Here is a 22,882-nt window from a genome sequence, read left to right as displayed (position 1 = left end):
ATTAACTATCCATATATAAATTTCCGATATTAATAATCATTCTCACTAATTGAGTATAGCCTATCACCTTACTCTGAAGAAATGGACAAACTTATAAACTTTTTTGGACAAACTGAACTTATATGAAACGTGTGTTCTAGTCTTATTTCTCACTCTTTTTCTTAGCAACAAGCATATCAGCCACTTCTTCCGCTTGAGCTAGCACAGCAATCGGATCATATGGCCAAAACCGTTTTCCATCGAGATAGAAAACATTATCCTTTTTAACCGCATCTACTGATTTCCAAACAGCATCCTCTTTGTCTAACTTACCACCATGTGATTGATCGAAAAAGATATAATCACCAGCATAATCAGTTAACACTTCGAAAGATACTTGTTTGTAAGACTCCCCCGCATCGATTAACTCCTTTTTAATACGCTCTGGCGGAGTTAGTTGAAGAAGCTTATAGATGGCTTGCCCGCCCCGGTAAATACCATCTCCTTAGATGTAGGATTCCTTTTTAAAAGCGCCAAAGATAGAGACTGTTTCTCCTTCAGCCATTACCGCCTGAACTTTCTCTCTCTGTTGTTGTATTTTTTCATCAAAAGTAGCCAGCCATTCTCCGCTTCCTTGTCTTTACCTAGCATCTCGCCAATGGCCCTTACTTCCTCATAGGTATCACTATAGGTACTGTAAGGAATAATCACTGTCGGAGCGATCTTGGACAGCTTGTCAAATGTACTCGGTTCAGAATCAGCGCTAATAATTAAATCTGGCTGTAGTTCCAATATTTTCTCCATAGAACTCTCCCCTGTACTTTCAATCCCGGTGATTTGATCCTGTATATGTACATTAGCAAGATCTTGTTCTCCTGCACCCACCGGCTTTTCCCCTAGTACAAGCAGTGTAGGTAAATAATCCCCAACCACAATTCTTTTTGGATTTGCTGGTATTTCAATATCTCCGTTGACCGTTTTTACTGTTCTCGTTTTGGGTTGTTCGCTTACAACCGTTTCTTTCTTCGTTTCTCCGTTACTTTTTTTACTTTCAGATGATTGATCGCCCTTACTACAAGCGGTAATCGTCATCGCTAACATAACTAGTAGCAGACAAAAGATGATAGATTTATTTTTAAGCATTAGAATTCCCTTTTGTTAAATTGATAATGATTTTCATTCTCATTTATGCTATCAGATTTATTTTAGGGGGTCAATACAAATATAATACACATTAGTTGTATCCCATGCTTAGACGCTCTAGACTTACTCGTTAGTAACGTTTATAACTGCTCTCTCTACATAGAGAATAACCAAGCAGTATATCTCTCGCTCGGTTATTCCCTATCATTTCAGCTCGACTCTATTTCTTTCCCATCGCTTCCATTACTTCTTCAATTCCCTTAATTTTGGCAAGTGCCAACGGTCCTGGCAGTGAAGGGTCTTCCAAATAATAGACTTGGTCTTTTTGGACTGCACTCAAACTCTGCCATACTTTATTATCTTTTAAGTCTTCCTTCACTCCCCCTTCAATGGGTTCTTGCCAATTGTTAACTATAAACAAGTGATCCGGGTTTAAATCTACCACTCCTTCTAACGTCAATCGCCCACCTATTTCAGCACCCTCTGTCGGCTTTAAACCTAACCCGATATAAAAGGCATCGAATCGTTTCTCTTCCCAGAGGACAAATTGCTCTTTTCCACTGTACATTGCAAACATGACAGACTCGCCACTTCTAAAGGCTAATTGTTCCTTGTATTCTGCTGATTTGCGGTCAAATTCTGCAAGTACAGTATCCGCTTTATCCTCTTTACCGATTACTTTAGCAATTTCAATCAATGTCGTGCGCCAATCCGCAGCCTCCGGGAAAATGACGGTCGGTGCAATTTGTGATAATTGTTCATATTTATCCGCCATATCATTTGCTGCGATGATCAAATCAGGTTCTGATGCCAACAGTCTTTCCAAACTCACTTCTTGTCCAAGATCGATAATATCTTTCCCTTCAATCATCTTGCTTAAATAGGGAAAGTTTCTTTCAATTATTTCAATCCCTTGTCCAGCTATAGGATATTCATCTAAAACAGCTAGATAATCGACAAATGAAATGTACGGGGTAGCTATTTTAAGCGGTTTTTCTTTAATAACCGTTTCCCCTTCCATATGTTTAATCGTTCTTGGAAAGGAAGCTTTATTAACTACTTCCTCGCTTACTTGAGCAGGTGCCTTTTCAGTTTTTTCTACGGCATCTTTCGTTTTTGAATTATCCGCACAACCTACTACTAACGAAATAATACCTACTAGTAAAATCAATCCAAACCATTTTCTATTTCTCATTCCTTTATCTCCTTATAATTATAATTGATAAGAATTATCATTTATAATCTTACAAGGCCTTCCATCGGGCATCTACCAGTAGACGGATTAGGGATACTGGTTAGAGGGATAAGAAAAATGTTAGAGCTTTAATTATTCACCAATATCCCGGTACTTTAAAAGATAGTTTTCAGTCAAAATACTTGCCCTTTTTTAATCATTAAATATCCCCTCCAAGTTCACTCTTTTCCACATGATACATGCAGTTTTGAGTGTCTACTTAAAGGGGATAATACCAAGAATCGATTTCCCAGCGTTTTTTTAGTTAGCGAGTAAGCCCTCTTACAAATTCTCCAGGATTAACTCCAAATTTGTTCCTGAACGCTTCAGCAAAATAACTAGGATTAGAGTAGCCAACAGCACAGGAAGCTTCATTCACATTCATCTTGCCGCCTTGCAATAAAAGATGGGCTTTCTCCAGTCGTTTCTCCCGCAAATAGCCAAACACGGTTGTGCCATACATCTCTTTGAAGCCCTTTTTCAATTTATAGTCGTTTAAATCAATTGAACAAGATAATTCAGTCAACGTAGGTGGCTCCGTCATGCACTCGATTATAATTGCTCGTGCTTGTCGGATCTTCGCCACATCACTTTTGGAGAATTCCGACGGCTTTGGATCTTTATCAAACAGGAAAGACCGAAATGACATTGATAAAAGCTGTAATGCATTGCATTCTAACTCCAGATTGGTCATGCTCTTCTCTTCCACTGCATCCAACATTCGCTTTACGATGATAGACGCCGAAGGGTCAATTTTATCTTGAAACATTCGATACGACTTTTCCCCAAGGATATGAGAAAAGTCCATCGAATTTCCACCTTCACCGCCTACTTCTTGCATAAAATGATTGAAGGTTGAAACAGGAATTCCAATCCCCATCATTTGATAGGATTCATTCTTATTAAATGCAAAGTTCGCCCCCACTTGTTCTATAAACTGAAGAGAGCATGTCCCTGAAACAATCTCATGATCAGAACCCGATATATGAATCCCTCTAGCCCCTTCCATACAATAGCTAAGCTCAATCATGGGCCGCATGGTAGACATATTCATTTGATAATCTCGATCAAAAGAATAATCGGATATTACCACCTCTAAATCAGAACGTGGAATCAAACGATTAATCGATCCTTCTCCAATACCTGATCGGAATGCCATGAGTTCTGCCGGCATCTCTTTTTTCCTTGCTACTTGTAATTTATCAAAAAACTGATTAAAGTTCTGATGGAAGTTAGTTGTCTCGATGCTAGTCACCGCCTCAAATCCTCATATATTTACACTGAGAATGATTTTCAATATCATCCAAAAGTATAGCAAACAATTGAGGTTTTTACTATTTAATTGATGATACAAAGGACCGAGACGGACTAACTTCGTTGCTAGAGGAGGTCAGTATGCACTTCTTTAAGATTCACCCCTTCTGATTTGAGCATTATAGTAAGTAGTACACAAAGAAAGAAGATACAAGCGCCGAAGCCATAAGCCGTCGCATAGCCACCAGCATATTCAATCAGCCAGCCAGCTAGTCCAGGTCCCATCATTTGACCAACCGCATAAAAGACGGAAATAAAACCAATTGCCGCTGCAACGTATTGTGATGATACTTGTTGGCTAGCCTTCATCTGAATCAGTACAAGGACTCCACCAAGCGAAGAACCCCAAATGACAGAGGATACGATAAAACCTGCTACGCTTCCCCATTCAATCGGAATGATATCTCCAACGACAGACAATATTAATGCTGCAAGCAATGCTTTCTTAACACCCATCCGATCGGCGAGTATTCCCCATAATGGAGCTCCGCCAATCGAGCAGATACCCGCAACAGAATATACAGTTCCTGCCATCGCATTGGAAATCCCAAGATCAATCATATAACTCGTTTGATACAAATTCGGAATCAAATAGACAATCCCAACAGCAAAATAAAGCCCTGCGATCATATAAAGCTCCTTACTTCGCCAAACACTCGTCTTCTCCCGCGTTCCATTCTTTTCAGATGATGGATGTGGATCTTTTAAAATAAACGAAGCGAGTAGCATAACAACTACTGTCATAGCCGCAAATACCAACCAAGCTCCGCGCCAGCCAAGTGCCGGAAACTGTTGCAACATGAATGGTACAAGTGCCCCGGATAATAACATGCCAATACCCGCCCCACTCATTAATAGACCCATAACCGCTCCCCTTTTTTCTGGGAATAAGCCAATCGCTATCGATAGTAGCGGCGTATACACAAGTGCACTACCGGCGCCAGCGAAAAACAAACTCACAGATGCCCACCAAAAGTTCGTTACAAACACAAGGCCACATAAACCAGCGACAACAAGCCAGCCACCTAAAAGCAGTACTTTTTTCGCTCCTCGGCGCACCGTTAGAACACCTGAGAAACCGACCGTAAGCAAATAACCTAGGAATAACACTGTTCCTAATAACCCTGATTTTGATGTAGACAAAGACAAACCTTCCTGCATAAATGGCAATATAACCCCATAGGACATTCTTGAAAAACCCGTTGTCGTAACAATCAAAAGCATACCTATCAGAACAAACACCCAAAAGTTTTGTTTCATTTTATCAGGCTGTTTAGTCATTTTCTCCCCCCCATTATTTCACCTTCCAACCACCTGCTGTCTGCTGCTCCTGCCAAAGATGTTGATACAACCCTTGGCCATTTACCAGCTTCTGATGAGTACCTTGTTCCTCGATTCCCCCATCACGTAGTACGATAATGTTATCGGCTGACTGAATCGTCTTCAAACGATGAGCGATGACAACGACCGTTTTCTTTTGTGCCAACTTACTAATTGCTCGCTGGACCAGCTTTTCATTTTCAGAATCAAGTGAGGCAGTCACCTCATCTAGCAATAGTATGGGGGCCTCTTTCAAAAATGCTCGTGCAATCGAAAGTCGCTGTTTTTCCCCACCCGATAAATGGATGCCTCCAGTTCCGACAATAGTGTCATAACCATGGGGCAGCTTTTCAATAAAAGAATGGCACTGGGCTAATTGGGCGGCCTCAACGACTTGTTCAAATGAAGCATTTCGGTTACCCATGAGAATATTCTCAATAACGGTATCATTAAATAATTGCACGTCTTGAAAAACGAAACTTATCCTGCTTAACAATTCATCACTGCTTATGTCTGTGATATCTATATTTCCAATCTGTACGCTCCCCTGATTTACATCCCAAAAGCGGACAATCAAGCTTAAAATCGTAGACTTACCTGATCCTGATGGCCCCACTAAGGCAACGAGTCCTCGTTCTGGAACATGGAAGCTCACATCTTTTAAAATAGACTTATTTCCATAGCCAAAATGGACATGGTCAAAGGTAATCGAATTATTGAGCGGAACGATCTGCTGCTCTGGCTCTGCTAGTGGCATTTCTTCCAACACATCCTTGATACGTTCACCTGCATGAACCATAAAACGCAGTTGTCCCATATAGGTTCCAACTGAACGAAAGGCTTTAAAAAATTGCAAACTAATGATTAAAACAATAACAAATACAGATACTTCAAGCTGACCCTCTAGCAGTAGATAATTACCTGCAAGCAATAACACTATAAAACAGATTTCAATTGTAGCCGCATACAGATAGAGAATGGGCGATGCTAGTGCCTCCACTCGAATGCTACCATCCCGGAATCGTGCCAATGCTTGATCTAACCTTTTGAATTTAGCCCCTGTGACTTGATAGGCTTTCAGTAATTGAATATTCTCTATATATTCCTGTAGGTGACCGCTAGCTGTCATAAAAGATTCATGCCGTATTCTACTTCGTTTTCTCATTACTTTTTGCGACCAAAACAAAAGTGGCAATGCAAGTGGCACCGAGATCAAGACAACGAGAGCTAGACGCCAGTCAATCCATACTAACAGCACACCGTTTAGCACACACAGCACAATTGAACCAATCATTTGCGGGAGAATATGCGTCACAACAAGTTCCACTTCGTCTACATTTGTTAATAATGCTTGGCTAATATCGCCTTGATTTCTCTTTTTAAAAAAGCCCATCGGCAACTTTCGTAAGTGTTCACCTAATCGCAGACGAAGCTGCTGTATAGAGTGCGATCCCTCATTTTGCACATGCATCTGTGCAAGCATCGAAAATACCAGTTGCAAAACAAAAAAGGCGATGAGACCTATCGTCCAAAGCACAATCCATTCCAGACCTATCGATGCATGAAACAATGAATAAATGACCCCATACAATAACGCATATGGAGCTACTGAACTTATCATCTCTACACATGTATATAACAACGCTTTGTTTATCCATAAAGATCGGTCAACACGTAAAATGGCTTGTATCGTTTTCAGCATCTCTTCCTCACGCCTTCCCCGCTAGCGTCCATTGATCCACTTCCATATACGCATGCCACATCTGCTGATACAGTGAACAATGCTGCAGTAATACATCATGTGTTCCTTGATCAACAACTCGTCCTGCATCTAGGACAATAATGTTATCCACGTCTGTAATTGTCGATAGTCGATGTGCAATGATTACTACGGTTTTATCTTGGAGCAGATGACTAATTCCCGCTTGAATATGTGATTCATTTTCAGAATCGGCATAGGCAGTTGCCTCATCTAAAATAAGCACAGGTGCATTTTTAAAAATAGCGCGTGCAATTGCAATCCTCTGTCGTTCGCCACCACTCAAATGAATGCCGCCATGACCAATCTTTGTATCATAACCATTTGGCAATGCAGAAATAAAATCGTGAGCTTGCGCTGTTTTCGCCGCCTGAATGATTTGTTCTGAGCTCGCTTCCTGTTTCCCCATACAAATATTAGCGAACAACGTGTCATTCATCATCGAAACATCTTGAAATACATATGAAACAAGGTCCATTAATGCCTCTTGAGGAATGTCCTTGATGGGAATACCTCCGATAAGCAATCGGCCTTTTTCCACTTCCCAAAAACGGGCAATAAGCTGGGCTATCGTTGACTTTCCTGCCCCTGATGGTCCAACAAGAGCGGTCACCGTCCCCGCTTGCATCGTCATCGTTACATCTTGTAAAATCATACGATCCCCATAAGAAAAGCTCACTTTGTCAAAAAAAATGGGATAATGTTGTGGAATAGCCGACACATCCGTTCCCGCTTCACTCAGCTCCTTTGCCATTAGAACTTTATGCATTTTCTTAATACCCAACACCGTATTCTGCACTGTATGACTAAAGGTTGATAGTTGCTTCAAGGGCGCTGTCAAGCCGACCCCGAGCATTAGAAAAAGTAACACTTCCGGTATCGTCAGGCTACCTCGTTGGAAGAACAACAAACTAATTGGCAGTATAAAAATAAGCCCTGATTCAATAAATGCCGTGTACAAAACATACGTAGGCACTTTTTTACGTGATAGTCGCTTCCAAAGCTGTGTATAGTCTTCCACAGAGTTTTGATAGCCGGAAAACGATTGAACAGTCAAATTGAAAGCTTTAATAATTGGCATCGTATGGATGTATTCAATCATCGTGCCATTCATTCTCTCCAAATGCTGATGATACTTCTCCATATCTTCCCCTGCACCGCTATGCGCGCGCTTTACTTGTATAAAAACCGCACAAGGAATTGGCAATAAAGTAATCAGTGCCATCCGCCAGTCCACTGTCAACAGATACACAAACACACAAATTGGCGTAATAATCGAGACGATGAAATCGGGTAAATGATGCGCAATGAGCTGTTCTACCTTTTCTACATCATCGATGACTATTTTTTTCAGCTTCCCGACTTGCTGTTGATTGAAAAACCCCATTGGTAAGCGTCCCAGCTTATTCGTTAAATACGTTCGAATGTCGTACAACAGATTGTAAGCAGCAATATGCGCAAGCAAAGAGGACAGACCAAGAAAAACAAATCGAAGAATCACGGCAATCAAGGCATATATCACAAGTCTCCATACAGTAGATGAATCTAATATCCCATTCAACCAATGAATCGATAAGTGATATATGATCACAAAAGGAACAAGAGTAAGCAAGGCACTCATAACGGCATAGATGCAAGAAAATAACAACTTCCGACGTTGAGGGACTGCTAGATGTAATATCCACGATAGTTCCTTTTTAATAAACATTACTTACTCCCCTTTCAGTCAATTGCACAGATATTCTTGCCATTACTCCTTCACTATCAATTCACCTAACTCATCAATAAGTTCTCGTTTACCCATTGCCGTAAAGGCATAATTATAGTTCTTGGCACTCGTCATTCGATAAACATGATTATTTTTAACTGCCTTCATACTATCCCATACATTATTGTCATCCACTATGCTCTGCGTACTATCAACCATTAAAATAATATGGTCCGGATCAAAAGATGCTAGTGTCTCGACACTGGTCACCTTTCCCCCCCACGCATCAGGTTCAGGTGTTCCTTCCGCCTTTGGAAGCAACATGTCATGAAAAATCATATCCGCTACGCCTGTAGCCGCGTAAATCCTGATCTCTTTCGGGGTTGCCTCAATAATGGCAAAGGTTTCATCTTTCGTAATTGTTCTAATTTTTTCTGACCAATCCTTTGCTGTCTTTTCATAGTCTGTAAACCATGCGTCCATCTCTGTTTCCTTGTCAAAAATACCCGCTATAAATTCAAAACGATCTTGAAAGGCGTTAAAATCATGCGGAACCATTACCGTAGGGGCAATTTTTTTCAATTGATCAACTAATTTTTCATGTCTTGCCCCTGCAATGATTAAATCAGGATTCGCGGACGCTACCGCTTCTATATTAATTTCTGAAGCATACCAGCCAGCATTCACGGTATCTGGTTCCAGTTGATTGATAATAACTGGTGAAAATGCATTCGGGTTCTCTATATCTGTATTTGAACTAACAACGGGCTTAAACCCGAAAAAAAGTAATTCCTCTGTCGATCCCGAGACATCTGCTATTCGCAGTGGGTTAGTTGGGATTTCCACTTCCCCAAGCTTATCTTTAACAACCTTGGTCTTCGCATGATCCTCTGTACTATTTTTTGCTACTTCTACGGAGCCTTCTATTTCTTTTTCATCTGAACAGCCAACTAGCAGCAACATCATTACAGCTAACAAACTAAACATCCTGTTTTTCAAAATAAACATATCTATCTTCCCTTCTCCAATTGATAACAATTATCATTTATGTCCATTGTTATCGTACGCTCTCCTTTTGTTCCTCGCTACCATTGGACGGATAACATGGCGGTCTTGCGGATTTTTTATGATAAAAAAAAATGACCCAGGAATAATACCCCGAGTCATCTCATTGTAACCATTATCGCTATACCCAGCGAAAGTGCAAAAAAACTAGATATGATTACATTTATTTTTTATTTGATCAATCTTTCAAACGCGAAAGCAGGTAAAGGAAATATGGTGCGCCAATCACTGCGACGACAATTCCAGCTGGAATCTCTGATGGCTGTAAAATCCACCGACCCATTGTATCCGCAATAAGAACTAATAATCCTCCCGACAATGCAGCCGCTGGGATTAAATATTGATGCCTGGATCCGACTAATTGACGTGCCAAATGGGGCCCAATCAATCCTACAAAACCAATTCCACCACTTATGGATACACTTGCTCCTGCTAGTCCAACAGCCGCAGCAAGTAGTACACGCCGCTCTTTCTCAATCGATGCTCCCAGTCCAGTAGCTGTTAAATCACCTAAATTAAACACATTCAATACACGTGCTTTCGAAAATACAAATGGAATGAGTACGAGTATCCATGGTAATAAGGCAAGTACAAATTTCCAATTTGAGCCCCAAATACTACCCGCTAACCAAGTAGCAAGAAATTGATAATTCTCCGGACTGAGTCGAAGTGTTAAAACAATCATGACTGAACTAATCCCAGCTGCTATCGCTACACCCGTAAGTATCAGCCTCATTGGCGAAATTCCTTCATTACGTTTATAAGCTAACGAATAAATAATAATCGCAGTTATACCTGCACCGGAGAATGCCAATACCGGCAAGAAAAAGACGGGGACGGTTGTAGTGGTTGGGAAAAAGGATATGTATAACATAACAGCAAGCCCTGCTCCTGCGTTAATCCCCAGTATTCCGGGATCAGCCAACGCATTACGAGAAATCCCTTGCAAAACGCAACCAGATACCGCAAGTCCCATTCCTACTAATACTGAAATAACAATCCGCGGTAATCGAAATTCAAATAAAATAAGCTGTTGCTTCTCAGTCCCATATCCAAATAGCGTACGAATCACTTCAAGGGGCGTTAACCTAATAAATCCCGTATTCATACTGATCATAAAAGCAATGACAATGAGCAGACCAAGGATACCGATGACAACAAGGTTTCGAGTCTTTGCCCGGTTTTGATCTTTTGAGACAAACGCTGTTTCCTTCACAGCTCTCTACCTCCTTTTCGTGCAAGATACAGGAAGAATGGAACCCCAATTAAAGCAATCAACGCTCCAATAGGCGTCTCATATGGAGGATTAATCATTCTAGCTGCGAGATCGGCTAACACGACCAATAGCCCACCAATGACGATAGAGCAAGGAATAATCCAGCGATAATCGTGGCCGACAAGTAGACGGGTAAGATGCGGTACAATCAATCCTACAAAACCAACCGCACCTACAACGGAAACAGCGGATCCAGCCAAAACGAGAACAAGGATCATCCCAAACACTTTGATGGTCTTTGTTTTTTGGCCAAGCCCAATCGCCACTTCATCTCCGAGACTCAATAAGGTGATAGACCGGGAAATAATGATAGCACCTATCATTGCGGCAATAACCCAGGGGGACATCACTTGAAGGTTAATCCATTTTGTACCCGATACACCGCCTGCATACCAAAACGCCAAATCCTGACCAATCCGAAAATAAAGAGCGATTCCTTCGCTAAGCGCACCCAACAATGCGCTTACCGCTGCCCCAGCGAGCACAAGACGCATAGGTGTCAAACCGCCACGTGACATCGAACCGATTCCATACACAATTCCAGCACCTAACCCAGCACCCAAAAAGGAATACATAATGAGATACATAAACGGTAAACCTGGGAAAAAGGCGAAACATAGTGCCAGCATAAAAGCTGCACCCGCATTAAGGCCTAATAGACCCGAGTCAGCCAGCGGATTTCGGGTCATCCCTTGCATAAGCGCACCGGCCACAGCAAAACATGAGCCCACCATCGCAGCTCCAAGAACACGTGGCATACGTATTTCTCGAATAATTTGATGAGGTGTTAAATCAGGATTAAAATGAAACACAGCTGTCCAAACCGTTTCTAAGTTAATGTCCGCAGCCCCAAATGAAATGGAAAGAGCAATGGAAACAAGTAACGCGAAAATGCCTCCAAATAAAATTATAATTGCCACAATGGGTCGAGATTTTTTGTTTTTTTCAATTAACTCTTCTATTTCGGCAGAAACTCCTGCTGGAGTAGACATACACTTCCTCCTTCATACCAAACTTTCTCTTATATAGTTCGGTTCTCTCTTTTAAGCATTCATATCTCATATTTTGTTTACGATAAAAAGCAAATTATTTGTTTTTCTGAAATAGTTGATAAGATAGACATATCGGATTATGACTAAATGGACAGGTTGCCATGCTGGCATCGATATTAAATACATTTTCTAAATTAGGACAAGTCATTACTTCTTCCGGTGTCCCTTCCATCATTAATGTGCCATCCTTCATAGCAATCATATAATCAGAGAAGCGTGAGGCGTGATTCAAGTCGTGAAGCACCATGACAATTGTCCGACCTTCCTCCTCCTTTAGTCGTTGTAAAAGGAGTAAAATATCCAGTTGATGTGCTAAGTCCAAATAAGTAGTCGGCTCATCAAGAATAAGTATTTCGGTTCCCTGCGCGAGCGCCATCGCAATCCACACGCGCTGTCTTTGTCCACCAGATAACGCTTCAATCGGACGATCCTTAAACTCATTTAATCCCGTTACATCAAGTGCCCAATAAATATATTTATAATCTTCCTTTTTTAATGAGCCGAAACCCCTCTGATGGGGAAAACGACCATAAGAAACGAGTTCAAAAACAGTTAGTCCCTCAGGTGCCGCTGCCGTTTGTGGCAAAATCGCCATCTTCTTTGCGACTTCTTTCGTTTCTAACTGATGGATTGCACGTCCGTCGAGGTAAACCGCACCACTCTTCGTTTTCAACACTCGTGAAATAGCTTTCAACAAAGTCGATTTACCGCAACCATTCGGGCCAATGATTGTCGTTATTTTATTTTCAGGAATAGAAACACTTAAATCATTAATAATAAGCGTGCTTAAATAACCAGCTGCTATTCGATCTACATTAAGAACCGCCATTTTTCAATATCCTCCCTTTTTTATATCAATCTCACTCGATTTACGAGTTCGTCGGCTATAGAAATTTCATCTACAAAACAAACCAATTAAAAATCATTTGACTTCCAAATGAAAATGATTATCATTCACAGTTAGTATTTATAGTAAGTACTTCTTTATTAATTGTCAACAAAAATAGAGGGGAACTATTCCAGAAAGTATTATCATATTGAAAATATATTAAATTAATGAATTCAGGTTTTTTCATTGGAAATTGTGGACGAAAGCAGTCGAAGGACAGCAATTTGAAGATGAAACCGACATGTTCTCCCGATGAGACTAACGTCATTCAATTCTCTCCCCGAATGTGTCACGAAAATAGCTCGGATCTTTACATGAATGAACTTTAGTAAGCTTACTCGTATACTGAACAGCCTAGAGAAACAGGGTTACTTCTTACGTATTCTTAATCAGAATGGCCATCTTAGCTTCCAATTTATCGTGATACTACCTCAGTATAGAACGAGAATGTCAGGCTACGACCTCCTACAAAGAGGATATTCCCTACACGTTAATAGTACCCAAAAGAAATTTACCATAATGAGAGTTGTGAGGAGATAAAATGAATGTGCTCATATTTGGCCGGTGGTATGAGACACCCTTTTTGTTTACTTCATCTCACGTAATCGAAGTTATTCCTTATTATTTGTTACAATATTGTGTGATGAGTTTTTAAGCAACACATTATCAGCTGTTCGGATGGATATTAAAAAGGCTACAAAAATAGCAAACAGGCCACTTACACGTAGTGGCCTTTTGCTTTTTACTATCCTATTTAGATTAGAATCACATTAAGACTTCTTCACGGGATAACATACCTCAGTAACCCAGTGATCCGGATTCCGCTCCGTTGCAGGCCCAACGTGATAGATGTTAAACATTGAACCGTCAAATTCATAGTTATGATCTGAAATCCAATTCGCTAACGACACATTGACCTCGCTAAGCAAGGCATAACTACCCGTAAGCATGGCAGAAGCTACTGTGATCGGGGCAACCTTTTTGAAACGGACATGCTCCGTATCCTTATAGGTTCCAGTGATGGAAAGCTGGATTTCAATATCCACGTCGCTGTCTTTATACCCTTCATCGTGAAACACCGCCAGACTGTAGCGTGGATTGGCAAGTTGCAGACTGTCTCCTGTTTCCTTCTCCAATCGTGACCACAGCTGAACTTCTTGGTCATAGGCAGGAATAACATCTCTAAGACTCGCTACATATCTCTCCGGTATTTCTTTCAAAATAACATCGTAGTTCATACTTCCACGATCCTTTCCCAATCTGAGAATAGTGTTCTGAAGGAGCGCCAGTTTCTTCTGTAATACTTCCTCCTCCTCTTTCATTTGGGCGTGTTGAATCACAAGATGCTTCCGTAGACTTTCCTCATCGCCATATTCTGTGAGCATCTGCCCAATCGCAGGAATGCCAAACCCCATACCCTTTAGAACCTGAATTCTGTTGGCAACCATTAATTGTGCCGCATGGTAATAGCGATAGCCTGTGAAATCATCCGTATGATCTGGAATAAGCAGACCTACATCATGATAATGTCGTAGCATCCGGATGCTAATTCTTGACAGTTTTGAGAAATCACCTATTCTAAACATATTGTTTCCTTTCTACCGGTAGATTGTGAGCTCATATATAGAATGAAGTATGACACAGTGATAGAGTCAAGAAATAATAAAAAAATCACCTATCCCTATGCGGACGGGGAAGTCTTCAAACATTATTCGGAGCATAGAACCATTACAAAAATAGTCATTGCATCAGAGCAGTATGAATATGACATAACTCCGAACAGGAGTTCAGGAAAGAAAAAGAATCCTGCAATATGCTGAATAGCAAACAGAACGGTCATGACCAAAACGAGTTTAATGAAACGAAAGAATTTGAACATTATCAAAAGCTACCTGTAGCAGATATCTTATTAATGATTTCCTTTTTAATACAAATTTGATTTAATAGAAGTTAACAATGCTCCCATTACATATCAATTAAACGTTGGGAGGATGCACCATTCGAAGCTCGCTTGTATTAACCCTCATTATGCTCTCTTGTCTCTTAACTTCCTCAACAACTTATGGATCAACTACACCACTCGCAGAAACTATGCAAAAAATAGATAAAGAAATTGTCCAGAACATGCAACGCTTCAATATTCCTGGCATGGCATTTGTGCTTGCGGATGAGAACGGCAATGTTTACGTCAAAGGATACGGACGAAATGAATCTGAGGGAACCGAAAGTGTTGATCCAACAACCAATTTTCACATCGGCTCGATCTCCAAGGTGTTTACTTCATTAGCAATCATGCAACTTCGTGATCAGGGGCTCGTGGAATTGGATGCATCGCTCACACAATACCTACCATGGTTTGCAACTAAAGAAATCTCCCTCTCTTCGCATATCACCATCCGAGACTTACTGAATCATACAAGCGGACTACCTGGTCGGCTTAATACACATGATGTTGAAGGCTCCGATCCTGATCAAATCGCATCCCAAATAAAGCGTAAGCTCCAACAAGTACAACTTGTTGCCTCACCGGGTACAACATATGAATATACCAACATGAATTATGATTTGCTGCAGTTACTCTTGGAGAAGGTTACAAAACAATCTTTTCCCGAATATATGAATCAACATATTTTTATGCCACTGGGAATGAATCGAACGGTCTATTCTCTTGGTGATATGTTGCCAAATTCAGCTTCCGGGCATCGCTACATCTGGGGCGATATTAAACCCTTTCATGAACAATTGTCCTATGCCACGTTAGGATCAGCTGGATTAACGACGAATGCCGAGGATTTCGGTAAATACATTTCTTTTCTTTTGGGTAGTTCATCAGAGGGTAACTCTTCTGTTCTTCGATCAGAAAGCCTGCTTGAAATGCATTCACCAGCTATTTACGATCAATCGACAGGCTATGGATTCGGCTGGGAGGTCACACCGAATACCATTGAGAAAAAGGGAGGTCTTCCGGGGTTTACTGCAAATTTAATTGTTTTTCCAAATAAATCGTACGGATTTGCGCTATTATCCAACTCCAAACAAAATATCACAGATGATACCAACTTCAATATTTCTAGAATTCTCGCTGGCAATTCTCCAGCACATCTATCCAAACAAAATTTCCCTACCATCACTCCTCTTGATAAAGGAATCTTAATGATTAGCACTTTGTTTGCCATCATTATACTTATCATGTGGGTACCTACCTTACTCTCATGGCTGGGTAGGAAATCAAGATACTCCTTTAAGAAACCGACTCTTCCCATAATCCTCGTGTGTTGGGGGCTGAATGGATTGATGCTAATCGGCGGATTCTATTACATATATTCGTACATTCCGTATGCGAGCGGAACGCCTTCCCTTTATCAGTTAACGATTGCGCCTGATACCGTGAATGGATTGACTATACTCTCTATAACCTACCTTGTATTCAGTATTTCACTGGCAATCAAACCTCTATTGCACAGAACTACGATTGTATCAAAGGAACTATAAATACGCAGCCACTCTGAATGATGGAGTGGCTCCTTTCATTTAAGGGATCTTTTACATATCTGTATTTTTTCGCAAACACTCTCTGCTAGATAGTAAATACAAAGATTGACAGATGAAATATTCAGTAATAATCTATAAGAATTGAGTGAAATTCATTTATTATACATAAGAAAATATCCTACATAAATTCATTTAAATATATCCCAATAACATCCTACAGCCCTTTAAATTTAAATATGCAAGTATGGCGATACGATGATACAAAAAGGAGCACTCATTTTGTCTGAAAATTACGAATATTCAGGATCATTCCCCGATAGGAGTCACCTCAGTCTGCGAGGCGACTGCGAGAACTGCTTCGGCTTGTGCTGTGCCGCGCTACCATTCGCAGCTTCAGTGGACTTCGCGATAGACAAAGACGCGGGGCAGCCCTGCCACAACCTGCAATCGGACTTCCGCTGCGGCATTCACACAACCCTCAGGCAGCAGGGGTTTCGAGGTTGTACTGTTTTTGACTGTTTCGGCGCAGGGCAGAAAGTTTCCCAAATTACCTTCGGCGGACAAGACTGGCGGCAAAACCCAGCATCTGCAAAGCAAATGTTCGAGGTGTTATCGATCATGCGGCAACTTCATGAGTTGCTCTGGTATCTAAGCGAAGCATTAACGTTGCAATCAGTACGTTCGATTCACGATGAGGTGAGCAAAGCATACAACGAGACGGAACAACTCACTCAACTTAGTCCTGATTCTCTTATGGAGCTAGACATGATAGCATACCGAGCCGATATCAATACACTACTGCTACGAATCAGTGAACTGGTGCGAGCAGAAGCAAAACGCAAGCAACCGAACTCCAGTGGGCATCAAAAAACTCATGGAAGAGGAGCTGACCTCATCGGGGCTAAACTTAGAGGAGCCAACCTCAGAGCCGCAAACTTGAGAGGCGCCTATCTTATTGCCGCAGACCTCAGAGGTGCCGACCTTAGATTCGCTGACCTCATCGGTGCTGATTTCCGAGACGCTGACATCAGCGGTGCCGACCTCACTGGGAGTATCTTTCTGACTCAATCCCAGCTTAACGCAGCGAAGGGCAACAGCGACACGAAGCTTCCGCAATCACTAACTCATCCATCACACTGGTCGTGATAGCAACAGGAAGGTTGAGCGCCATGTTTATACTTACTCTTGTGGGATCACCCCTCAAACATAAAAATAGATGCCTGATTTTCGGCTACGTCTTGTTACAGGAGGGTCTATACTAGGGACATAATCCAAGTTTAGGGGCTGCAAGAATGATACCTGCCGAACGTTACGAAGAATATTACAAGGCTTTATTAGAAAAAAGAACGGAATATGAAGGTGTCTTTTATGTAGGAGTCAAAACAACAGGTGTATTCTGTCGCCCGACTTGCCCTGCACGAAAGCCTAAGTTTGAAAATTGTGAATTTTACGAGACTGCACAGCAGGCGTTACTTGCCTCTTATCGTCCATGTCAACGATGTCGTCCGTTATCTCATCCGAATCATGTCTCAGAGATTGTTCGCCTGCTTGTTGAAGCCGTTGAGAACAACCCTGAGAAACGATGGAAGGAACAAGACTTCAGGGATCTCTCGGTGGATGAATCAACGGCACGTCGTCAATTTAAAAAGCGATTCGGTATGACATTTGTTGAATACGCACGTGCCCGCCGTATGGGACTTGCCTTGAAGAACATTAGATCTGGTCGAACGATTATTGATACGCAACTATCAACAGGATATGAATCCAGCAGTGGGTTCAGAGATGCATTTTCTCGAATCATGGGGGCAGCGCCTACTTTACTAGAAAACAGTAAGGTTCTAAAAGCTTCTTGGATCGATACGCGCCTTGGCCCAATGATTGCCATTGGCGATGAGAATACGATTTATCTCTTAGAATTTGTTGATCGTCGTGGTCTAGAGCGCGAAGTAGAACGGCTTAGACAAAAGACGAAATCAGCGATTATCCCCGGTATCACCGAGCCGATTCAATCGATTGAAAGTGAACTGAACGAATATTTTGACGGTACACTGACTGTATTCACAACGCCCATCTCTTTATTGGGATCTCCTTTTCAAAAAAGCGTATGGGAGCAATTAACGAAAATACCACCCGGAGAAACTCGCTCCTATTCCGACATTGCCGTATCACTCGGTAAACCAACCGCTTTTCGCGCTGTGGCTCAGGCCAATGGTGCCAATCAGCTTGCCATTGTGATTCCTTGTCACCGTGTCATTAACGCCAATGGCGATTTGGGTGGCTACGGCGGTGGCTTAACACGTAAAGAATGGCTGTTACATCATGAAAAAAAGAAACGTCTAAGACATTAAGTTGTCCTTGGACGCTTCTTTTTAGATTATTGTATCATCCCTATCTGCCTACCCTAAAATAACCTGCGAGCCGTCACAAACCGTTTCATCCACTTGTCATCTAACGTTTCATAATGAACGCCAAGTTCCTTCGAATACGTATGTAAAATCCGATTATTCCCTACATAGATGGCAACGTGGCCAATGTCGAGTCCTCGTGCACTGAAGAACAACAAATCCCCTTTACGCAACTCGTTAATCCCTACTTTGGTGCCCTCTTTGGCTTGGTTATAAGAGACACGCGGAAGATCGATCGACAGCTTGTCCTTAAACAGGCGACTGACAAAAGAAGAACAGTCAAATGTAAGCATCTGATCCGTTGCGGCGCCAAATTCGTACGGTCTATTCAGGAACTTCTCTCCGTAAGCGATCAACTCGTCCGCTTGACGATCAACAAGTGTCGCACTCGTATAATCGCTATATTTGGACTTCGCCGATATGTATCCAGTCTTGTTGTCACGGGTTCGCACTTCTAACCACAACGCTCCAACTTCCTGGATAACATGAACCTTTTCGCCTACGGGCAGCATTTCCCTAATGATAGAATCATTTGTGGAATTCGGCTGACTCCGCAGATTGACCCCATAAAGAATCTTTGTATCGAATGCAACTGTAGTAGAAGAGAATATCCGGATCGTTCGGGTACTAGCCTCCCACTTCACTTTGCTACCGAGAGCTTCACTTACAAAGCGCAGCGGCATCATCGTATAACCACCACTCATTTGACCGGGAACGCTCAAGCTTAGCGCTTGTCCATTCTTATAGGCTATCCGCTCTCCGATACGGTAGGTTATCACCATATCTCCCTTGGTTGCTTTCACGGTTTGAGTATCGTTATTCCAGATAACCTTGGCACCCTGATCTTCAAATAGCTGGCGCATCGGAACGAGCACCGTATCGTTTATGAGCATCGGTTGGACTTTAAGTTGAACCTTGCGGTCATCCAGATAGATGTCCGTAACGGAAGTCTGCGGCAACGTGTCCGCATGCACTGGGGCTGAATAGAGCATAGCTGTAAGTAGTAGAAGTAGCATTGCGCCCTTTTTTATCGTCATGTTGTCATCACCTCGTTGTTTGATAAGTTCATCTATTGGTACGACAACAAGGTTGATTAGTTTTGTTCCAAATATTGGTTATTATGTATAAGCAAGATGAAAATAGCGTTAGATCTACCTTAATTTCTCAAGCTGAGACTTTCATATTGTGAACGCCGTGAAGTCGGTGACTTCGTCTTCGAGAGATGTATAAGGATACAAAACCTACTGTTACGAGGATACAGATCACGACGTCAAATCCGATTAACACCTGATAGTTTTTAAAATAATCAAAAGATAATCCTCCGATTAATGCACCCATAATACTGCCTGCCTGATGGAAGACGAATAGAAAACCTGTTTGTTTCCCTTTACCTTTCGTATGCTCATTGACGATAAGAATCCCTCCTGGAATTACGCTTAAATAGGTCATGCCGAATGCTATCGCAAACAGAATCGGTGACCACCCCACATGCATAAAGAGGACTGCAAAGCCCAGAATGCGTATGCCAAACAACATAGCCATCATGACCAACTTATTAAATCGATCCAGTAAGAATCCGAAGGTAACCGATCCTACAATTTCTAGGATGCCAAGTATACTCATCGATAGAGCGATCATGCTTGGAGAAACATTAGCCAACTGATGGATGGCTACCAAGTTCATCTCGACGGTACCCATGTTGATGCCACAGGTGAACAATGCGATCCCGACTAAAAAAAAGATCGGCAGATGACCTGCCCTCTTGAGCGATGGAGCGACTGTATCTGTATGTGGTTTATCGTGATCGTGATTGTCCACTTCTATTAACCCTTCCCCTTGAGCTGTCACCGCTTTGTTCTGATGATGACTCTTGATACCCAACCAAATCACAGGGAGTGCAATTAGAAGACTCAGGACAAAAGAGGCCAGAAAGGCATCCTTCCATGTCAGCCAGCTCATGGACACGAAGATTGGCGTAGTAATCACTAAACCTACAGAGTTAGCGCTCGTATGTAGCGCTATCGCTTTGGCCCGATGATGCGAGAACCATTCAAACATCAATAAATACGTTGTCGTCGTCCCAATACCAGCCAGTCCAGAGACCACTGCGTATCCAATAAAGAAGACAGCGGGATGTTCCCCTATCACGACAATACCCGTACCCAATGTACCCATAACTACGCTTATCAATAACACCTTTTTGGCACCATAACGATCTACAAACCATCCCCCTAAAGGCGCACATAGGGCTGTAATCAATAGATTCGTTGACCAGGCCATCGAAATGTATCCCCTGCTGATTCCTAAATCCTCAGATATGTTTACTTGAAAATAAGCCATACTGAAGCGCGTCAATGCCCCAATAAATCCTATAATCCACAACGATCCTAATCCAACCCAAGCATACTTGGGTTCTTTGAACCATGTCGTATCCATTCCCTTAACCTCCCCACGTCATCACAAAAGATACCGATCGGTATCTTTTTATTGATTATATGCTATACTTTTCAATATGACAACTTCTTTTGATATAATAACGCTAAGATTTCATTGTAACGGGGGATGACAATGCAAAAAGGCGAGAATACCCGCAAACTTATTATTGCTAAAGCCGCTGAGCTATTTAACCAAAAGGGATATTCAGGTACATCGCTATCAGATATAACAGAGATAACAGGCATTAAAAAAGGCGGTATTTACCGCCACTTTTCCAGTAAAGATGAAATTGCTCTTGAAGCTTATAACTATGCCGGAAATATAGTTGGAAGCCACTTCACACAAGCGATTGATCAGCAGGAAACAGCCGTTGGCAAACTGTTAGCCAATTTACACGTATACGAAAATGTGGTTGAGGACCCGCCCTTTATTGGAGGATGCCCGCTCCTCAATACGGCTGTTGAAAGCGACGACGCTCATCCAGGCTTACGCCAAAGAGCCCAGCAGGGCCTAAAGAACACACTGGATGCCATGAAAGTGATTATATCTGAAGGTGTAGAAAGCGGAGAATTCAAAGCGGATCTCGATATTGATGCTCTTGCCACCTTCACCCTTTCCATCATGGAAGGTGGCGTCATGATGAGCAAACTCGAAGGTAACAACCGACATATGCAGATGAACATTGAGAACCTCTCTGCTTATTTAAAACAGGTATGCCTACGCATACCTGAGTAATGTTTACTGTGAAGAACGATTCATATCACAACCAAACACACGATATCCTATATACAAAGACACAAAAAGGGGCACCCCGCGGGTGCCCTTCATTTATTCTTTTATGATTTCTTTTGTACTGCGTATGGTGTCGATCGGGCGAACTAACTTTTCAATTTGTTCACGTCTGGGTTCTAAGAATGGAGGTAGAGATAATTTCTCACCCAACGTTTCATAGGATTCATCTCCCATGAACCCTGGACCATCTGTTGCGAATTCGAATAGAATCTGAGGAGCCACTCTAGCATACAGTGATTCGAAAAAGTGACGATCAACATAACCAGATGATGCGATTTTGAAACTCTCTAGACGTTCAATCCATTCCTCTAACACGTTACGGTCTTCCACACGAAATGCGACATGGTGAACCGTACCATAACCTTGATAGCCCTGAGGAAGATTAGCATTATGTTCAACGACAACTTGTGCGCCATTTCCACCTTCACCAACCTCAAATAAATGGAATGATCCTTCCTGAGCAATTTCTTTAAATAACATCACTTTCTCCATCAATTCTTTGAAGTAATCTATATTAGCAATCCGAATAAAGATGGGTCCTAGACCGGTAATGGCATATTCTAAAGGAACAGGTCCATTTTGCCACGGCGTACCGGAAGCGACACCCTCATTGTGTTCATCTGAAATCAACTGGTACTGTTGGTCATCGAAATCAACAAAAGAAAGGACCTTTTTACCAAACATCACCTTAATACCTTCATGTTGTACATCTAGACGAGTAAAGCGTTGTTCCCAATAATCTAATGCTACATCACTCGGTACTCGGAAAGAAGTTTTGGATATTTCATTCGTCCCATGTGCACCCTTTTGAATACCAGGGAAATCGAAGAATGTCATATCTGTACCTGGATTCCCACCGTCATCTGCAAAAAATAAATGGTACGTTTGAATGTCGTCTTGGTTAACGGTTTTCTTTACTAAACGCATGCCTAATACATACGTGAAGAATTCATAATTGCGTTCTGCACTGCTAGTAATAGCTGTTACATGATGTATTCCTTTTAATCCATTCATCTAA

Annotated in this window: 19 protein-coding genes; 4 read left to right on the top strand and 15 right to left on the bottom strand. The window is 41.7% G+C overall.

Going from position 1 to position 22,882, the window contains the following annotated elements; genetic code table 11:
- Positions 1-142: 142 nt before the first annotated feature.
- The 12 genes from PGLA_RS29135 to PGLA_RS18235 form a co-directional block, all read right to left on the bottom strand.
- Complete coding sequence (locus PGLA_RS29135) at positions 143-364, bottom strand: TroA family protein (RefSeq protein ID WP_245700104.1); 222 nt, start codon at positions 362-364, stop codon at positions 143-145.
- 179 nt (positions 365-543) lie between these two features.
- Positions 544-1,122 (bottom strand): ABC transporter substrate-binding protein, encoded by a 579-nt coding sequence (locus PGLA_RS29130; protein ID WP_245700102.1) that lies wholly within the window; start codon positions 1,120-1,122, stop codon positions 544-546.
- Between the two features lie 220 nt (positions 1,123-1,342).
- Complete coding sequence (locus PGLA_RS18285; RefSeq protein WP_068535642.1) at positions 1,343-2,317, bottom strand: ABC transporter substrate-binding protein; 975 nt, start codon at positions 2,315-2,317, stop codon at positions 1,343-1,345.
- 304 nt (positions 2,318-2,621) lie between these two features.
- The gene (locus PGLA_RS18280) at positions 2,622-3,611 is read right to left on the bottom strand and encodes a helix-turn-helix transcriptional regulator (protein WP_342671697.1); all 990 of its coding nucleotides are present in this window, start codon (positions 3,609-3,611) and stop codon (positions 2,622-2,624) included.
- A gap of 125 nt (positions 3,612-3,736) precedes the next feature.
- A complete protein-coding gene (locus tag PGLA_RS18275) occupies positions 3,737-4,951 on the bottom strand; it encodes an MFS transporter (RefSeq protein ID WP_068535641.1) in 1,215 nt (404 codons plus the stop codon).
- Between the two features lie 13 nt (positions 4,952-4,964).
- A complete protein-coding gene (locus PGLA_RS18270; protein ID WP_084411239.1) occupies positions 4,965-6,692 on the bottom strand; it encodes an ABC transporter ATP-binding protein in 1,728 nt (575 codons plus the stop codon).
- A gap of 7 nt (positions 6,693-6,699) precedes the next feature.
- Complete coding sequence (locus tag PGLA_RS18265; protein ID WP_068535639.1) at positions 6,700-8,457, bottom strand: ABC transporter ATP-binding protein; 1,758 nt, start codon at positions 8,455-8,457, stop codon at positions 6,700-6,702.
- 42 nt (positions 8,458-8,499) lie between these two features.
- The gene (locus PGLA_RS18260) at positions 8,500-9,444 is read right to left on the bottom strand and encodes an ABC transporter substrate-binding protein (protein ID WP_245700099.1); all 945 of its coding nucleotides are present in this window, start codon (positions 9,442-9,444) and stop codon (positions 8,500-8,502) included.
- A 256-nt stretch (positions 9,445-9,700) separates the two neighbouring features.
- Positions 9,701-10,675, bottom strand: a complete 975-nt coding sequence (locus PGLA_RS18255; RefSeq protein WP_425415405.1) for a FecCD family ABC transporter permease — start codon at positions 10,673-10,675, stop codon at positions 9,701-9,703.
- A gap of 59 nt (positions 10,676-10,734) precedes the next feature.
- Positions 10,735-11,790: a FecCD family ABC transporter permease gene (locus PGLA_RS18250; protein ID WP_068535635.1), complete on the bottom strand. Its 1,056-nt coding sequence runs from the start codon at positions 11,788-11,790 to the stop codon at positions 10,735-10,737.
- A 94-nt stretch (positions 11,791-11,884) separates the two neighbouring features.
- The gene (locus tag PGLA_RS18245; protein WP_068535633.1) at positions 11,885-12,679 is read right to left on the bottom strand and encodes an ABC transporter ATP-binding protein; all 795 of its coding nucleotides are present in this window, start codon (positions 12,677-12,679) and stop codon (positions 11,885-11,887) included.
- A gap of 830 nt (positions 12,680-13,509) precedes the next feature.
- Positions 13,510-14,325 (bottom strand): MerR family transcriptional regulator, encoded by an 816-nt coding sequence (locus PGLA_RS18235; RefSeq protein WP_068535629.1) that lies wholly within the window; start codon positions 14,323-14,325, stop codon positions 13,510-13,512.
- Positions 14,326-14,830: 505 nt separating this feature from the next.
- On the opposite strand from PGLA_RS18235, the gene PGLA_RS18230 reads away from it, so the two are divergent.
- From PGLA_RS18230 to PGLA_RS18220, 3 genes are all read left to right on the top strand, one after another.
- The gene (locus PGLA_RS18230; RefSeq protein WP_211269585.1) at positions 14,831-16,231 is read left to right on the top strand and encodes a serine hydrolase domain-containing protein; all 1,401 of its coding nucleotides are present in this window, start codon (positions 14,831-14,833) and stop codon (positions 16,229-16,231) included.
- 279 nt (positions 16,232-16,510) lie between these two features.
- Positions 16,511-17,377, top strand: coding sequence for a pentapeptide repeat-containing protein (locus PGLA_RS18225; protein WP_068535625.1), 867 nt, complete (start codon positions 16,511-16,513; stop codon positions 17,375-17,377).
- 146 nt (positions 17,378-17,523) lie between these two features.
- Positions 17,524-18,579 carry a bifunctional transcriptional activator/DNA repair enzyme AdaA gene (locus tag PGLA_RS18220; RefSeq protein ID WP_068535623.1) on the top strand — a complete coding sequence of 352 codons (1,056 nt, stop codon included), beginning with the start codon at positions 17,524-17,526 and terminating at the stop codon, positions 18,577-18,579.
- Between the two features lie 53 nt (positions 18,580-18,632).
- On the opposite strand, the gene PGLA_RS18215 is transcribed toward PGLA_RS18220, so the two are convergent.
- Positions 18,633-19,673 carry a stalk domain-containing protein gene (locus PGLA_RS18215; protein ID WP_068535621.1) on the bottom strand — a complete coding sequence of 347 codons (1,041 nt, stop codon included), beginning with the start codon at positions 19,671-19,673 and terminating at the stop codon, positions 18,633-18,635.
- Between the two features lie 127 nt (positions 19,674-19,800).
- A complete protein-coding gene (locus PGLA_RS18210; protein WP_068535615.1) occupies positions 19,801-21,072 on the bottom strand; it encodes an MFS transporter in 1,272 nt (423 codons plus the stop codon).
- A gap of 132 nt (positions 21,073-21,204) precedes the next feature.
- Here PGLA_RS18210 and PGLA_RS18205 point away from each other — a divergent pair, with 132 nt between their 5' ends.
- Positions 21,205-21,807 (top strand): TetR/AcrR family transcriptional regulator, encoded by a 603-nt coding sequence (locus tag PGLA_RS18205; protein WP_068535612.1) that lies wholly within the window; start codon positions 21,205-21,207, stop codon positions 21,805-21,807.
- A 93-nt stretch (positions 21,808-21,900) separates the two neighbouring features.
- Here PGLA_RS18205 and PGLA_RS18200 read toward each other — a convergent pair whose 3' ends face one another.
- Entirely contained in the window at positions 21,901-22,878 is a 978-nt protein-coding gene (locus PGLA_RS18200) for a ring-cleaving dioxygenase (protein ID WP_068535609.1), read from the bottom strand.
- Positions 22,879-22,882 lie beyond the last annotated feature (4 nt).

It is taken from the genome of Paenibacillus glacialis (assembly GCF_001637205.1).
Taxonomy (GTDB): Bacteria; Bacillota; Bacilli; order Paenibacillales; family Paenibacillaceae; genus Paenibacillus_AQ; species Paenibacillus_AQ glacialis.
Note: the sequence above shows the minus strand (reverse complement) of the source record. Positions and strands in the feature narration are given on the sequence as shown.

Bases quoted from the DNA above. Each gene is read 5' to 3' on its own strand.
- PGLA_RS29130 (WP_245700102.1), bottom strand. From the start codon at position 1,122: ATGCTTAAAAATAAATCTATCATCTTTTGTCTGCTACTAGTTATGTTA.
- PGLA_RS18285 (WP_068535642.1), bottom strand. From the start codon at position 2,317: ATGAGAAATAGAAAATGGTTTGGATTGATTTTACTAGTAGGTATTATT.
- PGLA_RS18275 (WP_068535641.1), bottom strand. From the start codon at position 4,951: ATGACTAAACAGCCTGATAAAATGAAACAAAACTTTTGGGTGTTTGTT.
- PGLA_RS18270 (WP_084411239.1), bottom strand. From the start codon at position 6,692: ATGCTGAAAACGATACAAGCCATTTTACGTGTTGACCGATCTTTATGG.
- PGLA_RS18265 (WP_068535639.1), bottom strand. From the start codon at position 8,457: ATGTTTATTAAAAAGGAACTATCGTGGATATTACATCTAGCAGTCCCT.
- PGLA_RS18260 (WP_245700099.1), bottom strand. From the start codon at position 9,444: ATGTTTAGTTTGTTAGCTGTAATGATGTTGCTGCTAGTTGGCTGTTCA.
- PGLA_RS18250 (WP_068535635.1), bottom strand. From the start codon at position 11,790: ATGTCTACTCCAGCAGGAGTTTCTGCCGAAATAGAAGAGTTAATTGAA.
- PGLA_RS18245 (WP_068535633.1), bottom strand. From the start codon at position 12,679: ATGGCGGTTCTTAATGTAGATCGAATAGCAGCTGGTTATTTAAGCACG.
- PGLA_RS18235 (WP_068535629.1), bottom strand. From the start codon at position 14,325: ATGTTTAGAATAGGTGATTTCTCAAAACTGTCAAGAATTAGCATCCGG.
- PGLA_RS18230 (WP_211269585.1), top strand. From the start codon at position 14,831: ATGCAAAAAATAGATAAAGAAATTGTCCAGAACATGCAACGCTTCAAT.
- PGLA_RS18220 (WP_068535623.1), top strand. From the start codon at position 17,524: ATGATACCTGCCGAACGTTACGAAGAATATTACAAGGCTTTATTAGAA.
- PGLA_RS18215 (WP_068535621.1), bottom strand. From the start codon at position 19,673: ATGACGATAAAAAAGGGCGCAATGCTACTTCTACTACTTACAGCTATG.
- PGLA_RS18210 (WP_068535615.1), bottom strand. From the start codon at position 21,072: ATGGATACGACATGGTTCAAAGAACCCAAGTATGCTTGGGTTGGATTA.
- PGLA_RS18205 (WP_068535612.1), top strand. From the start codon at position 21,205: ATGCAAAAAGGCGAGAATACCCGCAAACTTATTATTGCTAAAGCCGCT.
- PGLA_RS18200 (WP_068535609.1), bottom strand. From the start codon at position 22,878: ATGAATGGATTAAAAGGAATACATCATGTAACAGCTATTACTAGCAGT.